Genomic DNA, 14,630 nt, shown 5'->3' on the forward strand with positions numbered 1-14,630 from the left:
GTTGCGGTAAATTTAAGTTACTTTAGTCATATATTAAAGTTTTTAAACAGGTCTTAGTTTACTTACTTTATTGTTTTCTTTATTATCAAATATTGCTTTAAATAATATGGAGGAGCACATTGTCAGCAATTGCCGTTATTGATTTTGGTTCACAGTTTACACAGCTTATTACAAGACAAATCAGGGAAATGGGCGTTTACTGTGAAATATTTCCAAGCAATATCGATTTCGAAACAGTATCAAAATTCAATGGATTTATTTTTTCTGGAGGACCGCAATCTGTAAATGACAATTGCTCTGAAGTAAGTGAAGTAGCACATAAAATTATAAAACTTAACGAAACAATAAACACTCCTATACTTGGAATATGTTATGGACAGCAACTCATTTGTCATTATTTCGGGGCAAAGGTAAGAAAAGAATTCAATCAGGAATTTGGCAAAACTAAAATCAAGATACTAAAAGAATCCCCAATTATAAAGGATACTTGGGACGTTAATTCCGAAGTCGATGTGCTAATGAACCATGCAGACAGTGTCGAAACTATACCGCAAGGATTTACTGCTATTGCCTCAGGTATAATAAATCAAACAATCGCAATAATTGCCAACGAACAGCGGAAGATTTACTGTACTCAGTTCCATCCTGAAGTTAAACCTACGACAAATGGTAGTAAACTTCTCTCTAATTTCTTAGATATTGCAAATTGTGAGAGAGATTGGACAATGAAGTCATTCATTGAAAAACAGAAGGAAAAAATTCAAAACTTAGTAGGGGAGAAAAAAGTAATTGCTGCAGTAAGTGGGGGGGTTGATTCAAGTGTTGCAGCAGTTCTTACACACAAAGCTATAGGAAAACAATTAAACTGTATTTTTATCGATACTGGGTTATTGCGTAAGAGCCAGACCACTGCTATGTTAAAAGAAATTCCAATAAATTACGTTGATAAATCAAACTTGTTTTTAAGTAGGTTAAAGGGAATAACTGATCCGGAAGAAAAGCGAAAAATTATCGGCAATACTTTTATCGAAGTATTTGAAGAAGAGGCAAAAAAAATAGGTGATGTGGATTTTTTAATGCAAGGCACCATTTACTCTGATGTAGTTGAATCAGGGCACGCTTCAGGAAACACTAGTACAATTAAATCTCATCACAATGTTGGTGGGTTGCCAGAAAAAATGAATCTGAAACTAGTAGAACCTTTACGCTATCTCTTTAAAGATGAAGTAAGGCTGCTTGGCAAAGAAATTGGGCTTTCAGATGAGATAATATTTCAACATCCATTTCCTGGGCCTGGACTTGCAGTGAGGATCATAGGTGAGGTTGATGAAGAAAAGGTACGAATATTGCAAGAAGTAGATGAAATATATATCAACACAATGAAAAATTATGATCTGTATGATAAAATATGGCAGGCTTTTGCTGTACTGTTACCAGTAAAAACTGTGGGAGTTATGGGAGATAATCGTACATACGGATATGTTTGCGCTTTAAGGGCTGTGACTTCATCTGATGGCATGACAGCTGATGCATTTCCATTTGAAAATAAAGATCAACATTCGTTAGTATTTTGGAGGTTTTTGCAAGACGTCAGTAGTATAATTGTTAACAAAGTTTCCGGAGTAAATCGAGTTGTGTATGATTTAACTTCCAAGCCACCAGCAACTATTGAGTGGGAGTAGCAATAATTTCATTCCAGTTTCAGCTACTCGAATCACACCAAAGAGGCTGCTTGCATAACTCAAATTTTAAGGAAAACTATTTAATGTCATTCCAGCGCGTGACGCTGGTTCCTGGATCCCAGTACTGGGATGACAACGAAGTTGAATGACACCACAGAGGCTACTTGAATCTAATTTACTATTCACAATCCCAGTTATTAGCTTGTTTTAATCGACTTTTTATCATAATCATGTAATAATTAAACATATCGTTTGATATTGAAGGTAAAATCATGACAAGAGAATATGAATCACTGAAAACAGTACTGAGGACGATTGAGGCTAAGAAAGATTTAAATAAAGATAATATAATTAAGAAAATACAAGAAGAACTAAAGAAACAGAATCAAGATCTATATCAAGAGTGGGAGAAAGGTAATTTTGATGTAAATCATGTATTTGATATTTACCCATACGAAAAGTGGACGTTATTAATTATAGCTGCTGAGAATGGTTACAAAAAGACAGTAGGGTTTTTAATCGGAGCAAAAGCAGATGTTAATGTGATAGATAAAAATGGGTGCACTGCTTTGTACTATCCTGCTTTGTATGGTTTCAAAGAGGTAGTAGAGGTTTTAATCGGAGCAGGAGCAGATGTTAATGTGAGAGATAAAAGTGGGTACACTGCTTTGCACTTTGCTGCTTACACAGAGATAGTAGAGGTTTTACTCAAAGAAGGAGCAAAAGTTAATGCAGTAGATAAAGATGGAAAGACTCCTTTAGATCATGCTAAGAGTCAAGACGTAGTAAAAGCTCTATTAGACGCAGGAGGAGGCTCTTTTGTAAAAGCGCGTAATAAAGCAAAGATTGCCGGTGGAGTAACTGGATTATTAGGCACTGCTATAGCAGTGGCACTTTTTACAACTGGAACAATTACAGCTCAGTTGACACCTATCGTTATAGCAGTGGTTGCAGTTACAGCAGCAGCACTGGTAGTTGGTTGTGCTACATATGCATTACTAAAGCCTAGTACTAAAGTTGATGGAGCAGAGAAACCATCTGCCGTTTTAACAACAAATGAACAGCAAGGAGCTGCTTGACAGTAGAGCGTGTGACGCACAGCTGTATGAACATTATCTGTAGGATGCCAGTGTCTGGGCACTGGCATCCAGTTAAGTTGGTAAGCATAAAAGTAATGTAAAAATACAATGTTTTTGATGATGGAAAAATGGATCCCAGTGTCAAGCATTGGGATGACACCTTCCTGCTAGAAAATGTTCGCACAGTTGTACGTCACGCACTGATTGGATTTTTGCTTCGTGTAAAATAGTTTCAAGGCTGTATTTTCTTTATTTTGCTTATAACTTCCACAAGCAATGCAAACATAAATGAAGAATACAAATATGCTTTTGGTAGTTCTATGTGAAGCCCTTCAAGTGTTAGATATACACCGACGAGTAAAATAAATAGAATGGCAATTACTTTTAAGCTTGGGTTGGATTTTATTACCTGAGCGGTATAACTTGATGAAAATAGCATCGCTAGTATGGAAAATGTAAATGCTATGGCAATGATTATCATATTGTGAGTTAATGCTATGGCAGTTAATATCGAATCAACCGAAAAAACTAAATCTATTAATATAATTTGTAGCACAACTAAAAAAAATTGTGATTTAACGTTTGCCTTTGTTTGGTTCTCCTTATGTACAAAAATGTCGCTCCATAATTCTATAGAGCTTTTAACAATAAGGAATAATCCTCCTGCAATCATAAGCAAATCCTTTACTGAGATATCCAGCGATACAGTGTGAAATATAGGCTTTTGCATTGATAATATATATGATGTAAAAAATAGTATTACAAAACGCATCAATAGCGCCAAGCCAAAACCTATAAGGCGGGCTCTTTCTCTCAGCAGATTTGGCACCTTATCTATTGCTAGAGAAATAAAGATTAAATTGTCTATACCAAGTATAGTTTCAAGTAGCGTAAGTATCAATAAAGTCCAAGCATCAGCTAGCATTTTCATTCCAAAGTCAGATTTTGTACTTTACAATAGATGTGTAAAAATTAAGTAACTTCGCCTAGGTAATTAAAAAATCAGCCTTACCCGAAAAAGGAAGAGAAAAAAGGTCATTTTTATAATAAAAGTACTTTTATAAGAAGAATAATAAATTTAAAAATCTAACTCTCTTTACGAAAATTTTAAATAGATTATAAAATAGTTGTACCATGAAAGTATATGCCTTCTTTGTAGACTAAGATTTTTCTTTAAATTAAGATAGATACATAGTAAAAGGAATTTATGACAAAAGAATCATTAGCAAAAACTGATATAGTGAAAGTTGAAGATCAGAAAGCACCAAAGAGCTTTTTTAAGATACTAGGTGAAGTAGCAAACGCTGTAAGATCATGGGTTGGCAATATTAACCCTGATTTAAGTAGTAGTCGCGATGTCGATAGTTTAGTCTTGAAGATGAACGAATGCTTAAACCCAAAGGGGGGTGAAGTCTCAGCACGTAAGAACACCGTATCTCTTGGTAATTTGTACTTGAGTTTATCAGAGGCAGGTCAAATAAAATTTTTACAAACCCTGGCAGAAAAGTTCAATCCGGATAAAACGAAAATAGATGAAGAAATAAAAGTATATAAGAAAAATCAAGATTCTGAGTTGAGCTATAAGTTTGAACAAGACTTAATAAAAGTCCTTGAATCACCACGCTCTAAAATATTGAAGCAGTTTATCTCCTTACCAGAAGGTCTTAAGTTTATTGTTGATATGCGTTCTGATGTGCTTAAGCTAAAGAACCAATATGAAAATCTAAACCCACTAGAAAATGAATTAAAAAATATACTCTGTACTTTGGTTGATGTTGATTTACTTGATCTTCATCAAATCACCTGGGATTCACCTGCATCATTGTTGAAAAAACTTATAAAATATGAAGCTGTACATAAAATTTCTTCTTGGGGTGACCTAAAAAATAGGCTAGATTCTGATCGTCTCTGTTTTGCTTTCTTTCATTACAAAATACCAAACGAACCTCTAATTTTTGTAGAGGTTGCATTGATGAATGAGATTTCAGATAGTATTCAACACCTTTTGGATGAGTCAGTGCCCTCAAGTGACCCAAGCAGTGCAAGTACTGCTATATTCTATTCAATATCAAACACTCAAACTGGTTTATCTGGAATTAGCCTCGGTAACTTTTTAATAAAGAGAGTCGTAGAAAAACTATCGCAAGAATTTAAAAGCGTAAAAGTCTATGCAACTCTTTCTCCAGTTCCTGGATTTACAAAATGGCTAAAAAATCAAGACGTAGCTTTATTAGGTAAGCTTAATATAAAACAATCAGGTACAGAAATTTTAGAAAGCATAAAAACTAACATTGAATGCGAAAAACAGTCCCTACTGAAACTTTGTGCACATTATTTGCTAAAGGTTAAAAGCAGTGGTGGGGGTGCTTATGATCCGGTCGCACACTTTCATTTAAGCAATGGTGCATCAATCAAACAAATCAACTGGATGGCTGATACTTCTGAAAAAGGCATTAGTCAGTCAGCCGGAATAATGGTGAATTATTTGTACGAATTGCCTAAAATAGATAACAATCATGAGAATTATATGATCAATAAAGTGGTTTCTCATTCAAAAAAAGTGTCAGCTATGTTAAAGGAATAATAGGAAGTGCGCAAGCATATAGAAAGTGCTAACATTCCCTAATGTTTATGTATATAATATTGAATAGTTTTATAAGGTAAAATGTATTAGTAGTGAGATATTAAAAAAAATAAAACAAAAAATACAAGATAGAGTAACACGTAAAGAACTGTACAGTGTCTTTACATATTCTGAAGAAATAAAGTCATTTAATGATTATGTTAGTAGTATTAAACGTGATGGAATAAACTCAGAGAAATCAAGTCTATTGAAAGATATTTATGAAGGCCTTAATTCTATGTTTACTAACATTGCTATCGACTGGGATAGCAATCGAGGTAGCCTAAGTAGTGAAAAAATTAATATACATTATCAAAACTTAGGGTCTATCTTAGAGATGGTAATCATAATTGAAGGATTGAAGACAGGATTGGGCCAAGAATACGTGATACTCGGCATTGATGAATCCACGTTAATTTGTGATATCGAATCACTTCAGAAAAAAATGAAAGAAGCGCTGGAAAAAATGCAACAACAACAAAGTGCAGCAATGCAAAAAAAGTTAGAAATGCAACAACAAAATGAAGCAAGGCAAGAAGAATTAGAAAAGAAAATTGAAGAAAAGTTTAGAAAGTATATATAAAACGGCACTATTGATGCAGTATCAATTGAAAAATATGATAATTGTAGTTTGTGTGATGCAGTAATCAATCTAAAAGACAACAGTAAAAGCATAAATATTGGGATAAGCGAGTTTTTAAATAATGATTTTCGTAAAAAAAACAATATTCATGAAATTCGTATTTTAAATGGCGATCAAGAAGAAGTTGTCTGTGGCTTTGTAGATAAAAATGGAGTGAGGTGTTATAATTTAGGTACTGCAGCTCAATATGGAATAAAGTTTAATTGGTATATAGATGAAAGGGAATTTATCATTATATTAAGTGCTAATAGCGATGGCACTATTAAAATAGCAAGTGATAAGCCAGATGATAAAGATTTAGAAGAAAATAAAGATGTAAGAATTAAAGTTGGTAATGATTACCTAAGCCTTGCTGATGCAGTAAAAACATGCAAGCAGGAAAAGAATGAGGCAAGTAGCAAACTGAGTCAACCATCAACTACTGAATACTTCCGACCAGTACAGACGCCAGCTTAATGTTTTCAGCAAAAAGGAAGATAAGTAATTGCTCTTGTAATACTTAAAATGTAAAATAGATCTACTTAAATAAGTAGATCTATGAACAATATAAGAAATTTTGCAATAATAGCACATATAGATCATGGGAAGTCAACTCTTGCTGATCGTTTGATAGAAGAATGTAACGGTCTTGAGACAAGGGAAATGACCAATCAGGTACTTGACTCAATGGATATAGAGCGTGAACGCGGAATCACAATCAAAGCACAAACGGTAAGACTCAATTACACTGCAAATAATGGTAATAAATATTGCCTCAACCTCATGGACACACCAGGTCATGTTGACTTTTCATATGAAGTCAGCCGAAGCTTAGCTGCATGTGAAGGCTCACTTTTGGTGGTGGACAGCAGCCAAGGAGTTGAAGCTCAGACTCTGGCAAATGTGTACAAGGCAATTGACAATAATCATGAGATAATAGTTGTGCTCAATAAAGTTGACCTTCCTGCTGCAGATCCAGAAAAGGTAAAGCTTCAGATTGAAGAAGTAATTGGTATTGATGCAAGTGAGTCAATTTTGATATCGGCAAAAACTGGTCTTGGGATAAAGGATGTACTTGAAGCTATAGTGACAAAACTTCCCGTTCCTCAAGGTGATACAAATGCTCCACTGCAAGCAATTTTAGTTGATAGTTGGTATGATCCTTACCTAGGAGTAGTAATTTTAGTGCGAGTTAAAAATGGAGTACTAAAAAAAGGCATGAGAATCGTTATGATGTCTAATAATGCTACATATCAGGTCGATAATATCGGTATTTTCACTCCTAAAAAAGTTATGACTGGTGAACTTTCAGCAGGTGAAGTTGGTTTTATAACTGCTTCAATGAAAGAAGTAGCAGACTGCAAAGTAGGAGACACTATTACTGAAGAGAAAAGGCCGTGCAGCAAGGCATTACCTGGCTTTAAAGAAGTACATCCTGTAGTATTTTGCAGTATTTTCCCCAATAACACAGATGATTTTAAATATTTAAGGGAAGCACTAGAAAAATTACATTTAAATGATGCTAGTTTTACATTTGATGCTGAAACGTCAAATGCCCTAGGTTATGGATTTCGTTGCGGTTTCTTAGGAATGCTACATCTTGAAGTCATTCAAGAAAGACTCGAAAGAGAATTTGATTTAGATCTAACAGCAACTGCACCGAGTGTTATATATAAAGTTGCAACACAAAATGGTAAAGTTTTAAATATCCATAACCCAAGCGATATGCCAGACCCTACAAAAATTGAAATAGTGGAAGAACCGTGGATCACTGCAACTATAATGGTACCTGATCAATATTTAGGAGAGATTCTATCTCTGTGTGAAGAGAGGAGAGGAGAACAGCAGGATTTATCTTATGTTGGTAATACGACAACAGCACTACTGAAGTATAAATTACCGCTGTCTGAGGTTGTTTTTGATTTTTACGATAGACTAAAATCAATTTCCAAGGGATATGCAAGTTTAGATTGGGAAATATCCGATTATCAGGAAAGTCAGATAGATAAATTAAGTTTTTTAGTTAATGGAGAACCTGTGGATGCGTTAGCCTGCATTGTTCATAAAAGCAGGGCAGAAAAAAGAGGCCGTGAAATATGTGCACGTTTGAAAGACTTGATACCACGCCAGCAATATAAAATCGCGATTCAAGCGGCAGTAGGCGGAAAAATTATTGCTAGAGAAACGATTAACCCGTATAGAAAAGATGTAACAGCCAAGCTCTATGGTGGAGACGTCACACGAAGGATGAAGCTGCTTGAAAAGCAGAAGAAAGGTAAGAAAAGATTGCATTCTGTAGGAAACATAAACATCCCACAAAATGCTTTTATTGAGGCTTTGAAAATAAATGATTAATATATATCCAAAAACATAAATTTAAAGAACTAAGTGATATTTTCTCAATAAATTTACTGACATTGATATGGGTAAATTTGAAATAGCTATGTGAATTTGTAAAACACTATATAAGATACCATACAACGAAATCATCCCAGTGTTAAACGCTGGGATGACAGAGAGCAGCTCAATTGCTCCACTCAATCAGTAAAAATCAGATATATGTAGACATTCGCTAAAACCATTCCAACAACATTTTAGTGAAACTTAACAAGCTTATCTATAGTTTTAGTGATGATTCTTGGAGTATTTGGAGAGACTTCTGAGCCCAGTCTATTTAACCGCTCTATAGCAAACCCGCTGTTCTCATTTATTATGAAATCACATAAAATATTTTCTATATCTTTAATAACACTTTCATGCTTTCTCAGAGGATGGTTATTCGGATATCTATGAATGGTTTTGATGCTAGAATACTCAACGAAAGCTTGATCTTTAAAAGCAAGTTGTCTTAATTTCTCTTTGAATTTTTCTTCTTCATCTCTTGCTAAAAGGCAAGACTTTATAAGTGATTTTATAATCGAGTTTATAGCCTGATGTATTTCAGAATGCACTATAACTTTGATGATATTTTCTTCCACTATGCAATCATAAGTGCTTTTTTCGCTCTTTAATGACTCTATAAGCATTTTGCTATTTTGCGAATTCAATTCCAGATTCTCTTCACTTATAGGAGTCATTATAAAGGTATTCTTATTTACCCTGATGTAAAATTGTGGCAACCCTTTAGAACAGGCAAATGCTACATCCTTAGACTCAAGTGCGTGATTGTATGAAGAAGAAAGGGTGCTTGCTATAACGCTACTTGGTACTTTCATTCCATGATTACTTAGGTGATTTAACACATTCTCAACATCATGATATGTAAAACCTGTATCTTTTATCAATTCAACAACTTCTATGCAATTGTGTTGTTTATACTCTATTGTCACTTCTTCTGTAAAAAGAGTTTTAGCTGCTATATGCTTATCAAGCACTGTGAAAATCTTGATGAAACTCTCTAAATCTTGTTTGTTAATTAATTCAATACTAATTAAGTTTTTGCTAACAATTATAATATTTTTTATCATTTTTTCCCACTAAAAAAACTCACTAGATGAATTGTATTTTTAATTCATTAAAAATTGTTTAAAGTGGGTATGCCAGCAACAGTAAGACAAAAAAATCACATAAAATCTTCATTATGTATTATATTACATCCCTCGTGTTCATCACTGCCGCTTGTGTAAGCTGTTGCATTAATGCTATCTTCATTGTTATTTAACATATTATCCAACTTTCCTTCTTTTTCAAGATCCATCAATTTGTCACATCCAGCAATATGATGTACATAATCACCATTTTCATCAGTAATAAAAATTTGTGGAACTGTCCTGACGTTATATTTTGATTTTATACCGTCAAACAAATCCGAGTTTCTAAGTACATCAATTTCTTCGTATTTCACACCTTTTTCATCCAATAACTCTTTTGCTTTCTTGCAGAATGGGCAGTACTTCTTCACATATATTACAACTTTTCCTTTAGTGTTTTTCACGATTTATCTCCATAGTTTATAAAATACAACTATTATATATAAAAAATATATATAAAATATCAAATTGTATGAAAATTATTTACAACTGTGAGCAAGGGATAAAAGATAATGTGGCACTAACTTTCGGAAATTTCGATGGCGTTCATTTAGGACATAAGTTTGCAATTTCCAATCTAAAGAATGTAGCACAAGAAAGAGGATTACCCTCTGCAGTTTTAACTTTTGAGCCTCACCCATCAACTGTTTTATTTAGTAGGAACAATTTTAGGTTAATAGATCAAGAACAAAAAAAGGAACTAATCAGCAGCTATGGTATAGATTACTTGTATATTATTAATTTTAGTAGAGGTTTTTCTGAGGTTAGCTGCGATGACTTTATTGGTAAGATTTTGGTAAAGAAGTATGGTGCTAAACATATAACTGTTGGAGAAAGTTGTACTTTTGGTCACAAACGATTGGGTAACATATTAACTCTAGAAAAATATTCTCAGATGTATGAATATTCTTTAACTAAATTAGAGCCATTGATAATCGATAGAAAAATTTGCTCTTCTTCCTCAATCAGGGAGTGTTTACAAAAAGGAGAAATAGAAATTGCTAATAAATTGCTTGGTAGGTCTTATCAAGTTTCTGGTATTGTAACAAAAGGTGCATGTAGAGGTAGAGAAATAGGGTTTCCAACCATAAACATTCCGATAGAAGATTACATGATAAAACCTAAGTTTGGTACATATTACGCCAAAGTTGCATTTTCTGAAAATAGTTCAAGTTGGCTATATGGAGTAGTCAACATTGGTATGAGACCTACATTTAAGGACTTAAAAAAACCTATAGTAGAAATGCATATATTTGACTTCAACGAAAATGTATACAATTTTAAGGTTGATATACAACTTTTAAAATTTATTAGGGCAGAAAAAAAATTCCATAGTATTAACGAGTTAACAAAACAGATAGATCGTGATATAATGAAGGCTTACCAGTTAAAGATAAATTTATGAAAAGGATATGTTTAGTTATTATATTGATTATAGTATCATTCGATCAAACAAGTAAATTGTATATAAACTCTTTGATTGATGAGGGGGAGTCAATCGAGATTACTAGTTTTATGAAATTAGTTGAAGTTTGGAATTCAGGAATTAGCTTTGGAATGTGTAGTACTCTGCCGCATGGCAGCTTCTTTTTTTCAGCATGTTCAATATTAATAATTGGTATACTTGCATACTTGATATATAAATCTAATGATAAGTCAATTTACCTTAGTTTTTCTCTGATGATTGGTGGAGCGATCGGAAATGTAATTGATAGAATCTATTGGGGAGCTGTATATGACTTCATATATTTTCATATCAATGATTGGTATTGGCCAGCCTTTAATTTAGCAGATCTATCTATAGTTTGTGGAATGTGTACATTGTTATATAAGTGGTATATATATGATAGGTCTATCTCTAAGCAAAATGAGGAATGAAATAATGCTTCGCAAATTCTTTAGTTTTTTTATACTATCTGTGTTTTTTTTCATTTGTCCGATTTCTTTGGAAGCTGAAATCATAAAGCATGCTAAGCTCAGTAACGGATTGGATGTTTATGTAGTACCTAATCACCGAATTCCAGCTGTTTTTCATGCAATAATATATAAAGTTGGGGGAATGGATGACCCAATTGGCAAAGCAGGCTTGGCTCACTACTTTGAACACTTAATGTTTGAAACTACAGGAAAATTTAAAGACATAGAATCCACTTTGGGCAGCATTGGGGTCCAATTTAATGCTTTTACCACTAAAGAATACACCTGCTACTACGAATTAGTTCTCAAAAAAGATTTACCACTAGCAATGGAAATTGAAGCAGATAGAATGGGCAATTTTGATGTTACTCAAGACAAAATAGATAGAGAAAAAAATATCGTATTAGAAGAAAGAAAGATGAGATTTGATAATAATCCTGAAGCTTTACTATGGGAGGAAATGAACAGTGCATTTTATCGTAATGGCTATGGTAGGTCTGTTATTGGTTGGGAGAGCGATATTAAAACTTACAATCAAGATGACATAACAAGGTTTCATGATAACTATTATCATCCAGGTAATGCTATACTGCTCGTTGTTGGTGATGTAGAATTTGAAGAAGTAGCGGGATTAGCAAAGGAAAAATATGGTGCAATTAAAGCTGAGCCTGTAGTTAAGCATTATCCGAACCAAGATTCAATACATAATGCAGATATATCGGTAATTTTAGAAAGCACTGAAGTAAGAGAGCCAGTTTTATACTTTCGCTATAGTGTTCCTTTATTTGAGCAAATAAGTGAAACTTTTCCTGTTGATTTGGCAGTTGATGTTTTGGGGAATGGCAAGTCTAGTAAGCTATATAAAGATTTAGTTCTAGATAAGAATGTAGCAGTAGAAGTGTTTGCTTATTATAATAGCTTAGCTTTTAGTAATGGTTACATTGAGATTCGGGTAACTCCAAAAAGCGGGGTAAATTTGGATGCTGTTGCAAGAGAGTTAGAAAATTCTATTAATCACTTTAACTCTGAAGGAATAACAAGTGAAGAGTTGCAAAGTACAAAGTCTAAATACAAATCAGCACAGTTTGATAATTTATCTGATTTAACTAATATAGCAATGTTTTATATACCACGTCTAGCACTAGGTATTCCACTTGATAAAATAGACATTTCATATAGCAAAATTAATGATGTCAATCTGGAAGATGTAAATCACAAAATTCGTACTATTTTTTCTACTAATAAATTAGTCGGTCGTTTACTACCAAAAGGAGTTAATAATGATAAGAATAAGTAAATTTGTATTTCTATTTTTTTTCTGTCTAGGCTTTAATTTGCAAGCAAGCGGTCACTTAAATATAGAGGAGGTTACTACTAATAAAGGATTTAAGTTTTTATTTGTTGAAAACCATGATCTACCAAAAGTTTCACTTAATATATCATTCAAAGATGCAGGTTGTGTGTATGAAAGTGCAGAAAAGCAGGGGCTTGCTTGGTTTACTTCTCTTGTAATTCAAGAAGGAGCAGGAAAAAATGATGCCAGAGATTTTGTAAAAAAGCTTGAGGATAAAGGAATTAGTTTAAATTTTATTGCTGGTTTAGAAGCATTTAGGGTTTCATTAAATACTTTGTCTGAGAATCTAGAGGATGCAATTTCACTACTGAGTGATGCTATAATGCGACCTAAAGTTGATTCAGAAGGATTGAACAGAGTTTTTGAAAAAGCCAAAGTAAACTTTAATAATTTTGAAAAAGATCCTTATTTTATTGCTGCAAAAGAGTTGGATACGTTGTTGTTCAAAAAACATCCTTACTCAAGAGATCCATATGGAACTCTAGACACTATAATGAGCATTACTAGAGACGATGTTTTAACATACATAAAGCGTAGTTTTACTAAGGATAATATCGTCATTAGTGTTGTTGGTTGTGAAACAAAAGAAGAAGTTAGTATGCTGCTCGATAAATATTTATCTAAGTTACCATCAAAAAGATCGAAAGTTAGGAAGATATCTGTAAAAAATGAATTTGGGCCTGCAGAAAGTAAGAGCGTTTTTATGAATATACCACAGAGTGTAATACTTTTTGCTCAAAAAGGCATAGCATATGAAGACCCTAATTACTATAATGCCAGTGTTTTGATTAATGCGCTTGGTGGTATGAGTCTAAACTCAATACTGATGAAAGAGTTGAGACAAAATCTAGGTATTACTTATGGTGTTAGTGCACGTAATGTTCCTAATAAGCATGGAAATATTATATCTGGATTTATGAGTACTGATAGTTCCACTGCTAGCAAAGCTATATCAGCAGTAAAAGATACATTTAGCAGAATAAAAGAGGAAGGAATTGACGAACAATTATTCAAGGATGCAAAAACCAGTTTAGTAAATAACCTTATCTTCTCTTTTCTATCCAATAATGCGAATACAGCAACGTTACTGGATAGTATGCAGATAGATGATCGTGATATTAACCATATAAATAATTATGCAAATATCATTAATGATGTTCAATTGGAAAAAGTAAACAAGCTGGCAAGTTCTTTACTGAATCCTGAAAATTTATTTTTTGTTGAAGTTGGAAGAAACGCTCAAGGTCAATAGTTAATACCTTCTACTATTGATCTTACTGCTTTTACATAACACTTATGCTCTTCAGCTAGAATGCGCTCTGAGAGACTGTGAACATCATCATTTGGTAACACTGGAACAGTAGCTTGAGCGATTATGGCTCCAGCATCAATTTCAGGAGTAACATAATGCACAGTACATCCTGTAATTTTTACACCCGCTTTCAGAGCTTGCTCCTGAGCATTTAGGCCCTTAAATGACGGAAGTAAAGAGGGATGAATATTTATAACTTTGTTATGCCATTTATTCAGGAAATTGGCCTTTATAATTCTCATAAACCCTGCAAGGCAAATTAAATCAACCTTATGTTGAACAAGTATTTCATGAATTTTATCAGTATCAAGTGGCTTATCTTCAACAACAAACGCTGAAACTCCTGCTTGCTTTGCTATTTTAAGGCCTCCAGCTTCACTATTATTTGTGATAACACACACAGTTTCAGCAGGGAAATTCTGATCTTGACATGCTTCTATTAAAGCCTGCATGTTTGATCCTCTACCTGAAATTAGTATTCCGAGTTTTATCTTTTTCATTTTAGTGCAGC

14 protein-coding genes are annotated in these 14,630 nt (G+C 33.5%); 10 read left to right on the top strand and 4 right to left on the bottom strand.

Annotated features, from left to right (window positions below; translation table 11 throughout):
* The first annotated feature begins 119 nt into the window (after positions 1-119).
* Both guaA and ACICP1_RS03895 read left to right on the top strand, forming a co-directional pair.
* Positions 120-1,682, top strand: a complete 1,563-nt coding sequence (gene guaA, locus ACICP1_RS03890) for a glutamine-hydrolyzing GMP synthase (protein ID WP_395461113.1) — start codon at positions 120-122, stop codon at positions 1,680-1,682.
* Between the two features lie 272 nt (positions 1,683-1,954).
* Complete coding sequence (locus ACICP1_RS03895; RefSeq protein ID WP_395461114.1) at positions 1,955-2,761, top strand: ankyrin repeat domain-containing protein; 807 nt, start codon at positions 1,955-1,957, stop codon at positions 2,759-2,761.
* 232 nt (positions 2,762-2,993) lie between these two features.
* Here the strand turns inward: ACICP1_RS03895 and ACICP1_RS03900 are convergent, their stop codons facing one another.
* Positions 2,994-3,686: a TerC family protein gene (locus ACICP1_RS03900; protein ID WP_265022388.1), complete on the bottom strand. Its 693-nt coding sequence runs from the start codon at positions 3,684-3,686 to the stop codon at positions 2,994-2,996.
* A 282-nt stretch (positions 3,687-3,968) separates the two neighbouring features.
* On the opposite strand from ACICP1_RS03900, the gene ACICP1_RS03905 reads away from it, so the two are divergent.
* The 4 genes from ACICP1_RS03905 (at position 3,969) to lepA (ending at position 8,361) form a co-directional block, all read left to right on the top strand.
* Complete coding sequence (locus tag ACICP1_RS03905) at positions 3,969-5,345, top strand: malonyl-CoA decarboxylase (protein WP_395461115.1); 1,377 nt, start codon at positions 3,969-3,971, stop codon at positions 5,343-5,345.
* Between the two features lie 277 nt (positions 5,346-5,622).
* Positions 5,623-5,967 (top strand): hypothetical protein, encoded by a 345-nt coding sequence (locus tag ACICP1_RS03910; RefSeq protein ID WP_395461116.1) that lies wholly within the window; start codon positions 5,623-5,625, stop codon positions 5,965-5,967.
* Between the two features lie 48 nt (positions 5,968-6,015).
* Complete coding sequence (locus tag ACICP1_RS03915; protein ID WP_395461117.1) at positions 6,016-6,483, top strand: hypothetical protein; 468 nt, start codon at positions 6,016-6,018, stop codon at positions 6,481-6,483.
* A gap of 81 nt (positions 6,484-6,564) precedes the next feature.
* The gene (gene lepA, locus ACICP1_RS03920; RefSeq protein WP_395461118.1) at positions 6,565-8,361 is read left to right on the top strand and encodes a translation elongation factor 4; all 1,797 of its coding nucleotides are present in this window, start codon (positions 6,565-6,567) and stop codon (positions 8,359-8,361) included.
* Between the two features lie 239 nt (positions 8,362-8,600).
* Here the strand turns inward: lepA and ACICP1_RS03925 are convergent, their stop codons facing one another.
* Both ACICP1_RS03925 and ACICP1_RS03930 read right to left on the bottom strand, forming a co-directional pair.
* The gene (locus tag ACICP1_RS03925; protein WP_007301937.1) at positions 8,601-9,473 is read right to left on the bottom strand and encodes a hypothetical protein; all 873 of its coding nucleotides are present in this window, start codon (positions 9,471-9,473) and stop codon (positions 8,601-8,603) included.
* Positions 9,474-9,568: 95 nt separating this feature from the next.
* Positions 9,569-9,940: a glutaredoxin gene (locus tag ACICP1_RS03930; protein ID WP_006015443.1), complete on the bottom strand. Its 372-nt coding sequence runs from the start codon at positions 9,938-9,940 to the stop codon at positions 9,569-9,571.
* A gap of 68 nt (positions 9,941-10,008) precedes the next feature.
* On the opposite strand from ACICP1_RS03930, the gene ribF reads away from it, so the two are divergent.
* The 4 genes from ribF to ACICP1_RS03950 are packed head-to-tail and all read left to right on the top strand — an operon-like array spanning position 10,009 to position 14,059.
* On the top strand, positions 10,009-10,941 hold the full coding sequence (gene ribF / locus ACICP1_RS03935; RefSeq protein WP_064085258.1) for a riboflavin biosynthesis protein RibF: 933 nt from the start codon (positions 10,009-10,011) through the stop codon (positions 10,939-10,941).
* Positions 10,938-11,414, top strand: a complete 477-nt coding sequence (lspA, locus tag ACICP1_RS03940; RefSeq protein ID WP_007301940.1) for a signal peptidase II — start codon at positions 10,938-10,940, stop codon at positions 11,412-11,414. Before ribF ends, lspA begins: the two co-directional genes overlap by 4 nt.
* A 4-nt stretch (positions 11,415-11,418) precedes the next feature.
* Positions 11,419-12,750: a M16 family metallopeptidase gene (locus tag ACICP1_RS03945; protein WP_395461308.1), complete on the top strand. Its 1,332-nt coding sequence runs from the start codon at positions 11,419-11,421 to the stop codon at positions 12,748-12,750.
* Positions 12,737-14,059 carry a M16 family metallopeptidase gene (locus ACICP1_RS03950; RefSeq protein ID WP_395461309.1) on the top strand — a complete coding sequence of 441 codons (1,323 nt, stop codon included), beginning with the start codon at positions 12,737-12,739 and terminating at the stop codon, positions 14,057-14,059. The genes ACICP1_RS03945 and ACICP1_RS03950 overlap by 14 nt, the downstream gene beginning before the upstream one ends.
* Here the strand turns inward: ACICP1_RS03950 and purN are convergent.
* Entirely contained in the window at positions 14,053-14,619 is a 567-nt protein-coding gene (gene purN / locus ACICP1_RS03955; protein WP_007301943.1) for a phosphoribosylglycinamide formyltransferase, read from the bottom strand. The two genes, ACICP1_RS03950 and purN, sit on opposite strands and share 7 nt — an antisense overlap.
* Positions 14,620-14,630: the final 11 nt, after the last annotated feature.

Source organism: Wolbachia endosymbiont (group B) of Ablattaria laevigata, from assembly GCF_964277395.1.
Classification (GTDB): Bacteria; Pseudomonadota; Alphaproteobacteria; order Rickettsiales; family Anaplasmataceae; genus Wolbachia.

What these genes read in the sequence shown, in the direction of transcription:
- ACICP1_RS03895 (WP_395461114.1), top strand. Translation starts at nt 1,955, where the DNA reads ATGACAAGAGAATATGAATCACTGAAAACAGTACTGAGGACGATTGAG.
- ACICP1_RS03900 (WP_265022388.1), bottom strand. Translation starts at nt 3,686, where the DNA reads ATGCTAGCTGATGCTTGGACTTTATTGATACTTACGCTACTTGAAACT.
- ACICP1_RS03905 (WP_395461115.1), top strand. Translation starts at nt 3,969, where the DNA reads ATGACAAAAGAATCATTAGCAAAAACTGATATAGTGAAAGTTGAAGAT.
- ACICP1_RS03910 (WP_395461116.1), top strand. Translation starts at nt 5,623, where the DNA reads ATGTTTACTAACATTGCTATCGACTGGGATAGCAATCGAGGTAGCCTA.
- lepA (WP_395461118.1), top strand. Translation starts at nt 6,565, where the DNA reads ATGAACAATATAAGAAATTTTGCAATAATAGCACATATAGATCATGGG.
- ACICP1_RS03925 (WP_007301937.1), bottom strand. Translation starts at nt 9,473, where the DNA reads ATGATAAAAAATATTATAATTGTTAGCAAAAACTTAATTAGTATTGAA.
- ribF (WP_064085258.1), top strand. Translation starts at nt 10,009, where the DNA reads ATGAAAATTATTTACAACTGTGAGCAAGGGATAAAAGATAATGTGGCA.
- lspA (WP_007301940.1), top strand. Translation starts at nt 10,938, where the DNA reads ATGAAAAGGATATGTTTAGTTATTATATTGATTATAGTATCATTCGAT.
- ACICP1_RS03945 (WP_395461308.1), top strand. Translation starts at nt 11,419, where the DNA reads ATGCTTCGCAAATTCTTTAGTTTTTTTATACTATCTGTGTTTTTTTTC.
- purN (WP_007301943.1), bottom strand. Translation starts at nt 14,619, where the DNA reads ATGAAAAAGATAAAACTCGGAATACTAATTTCAGGTAGAGGATCAAAC.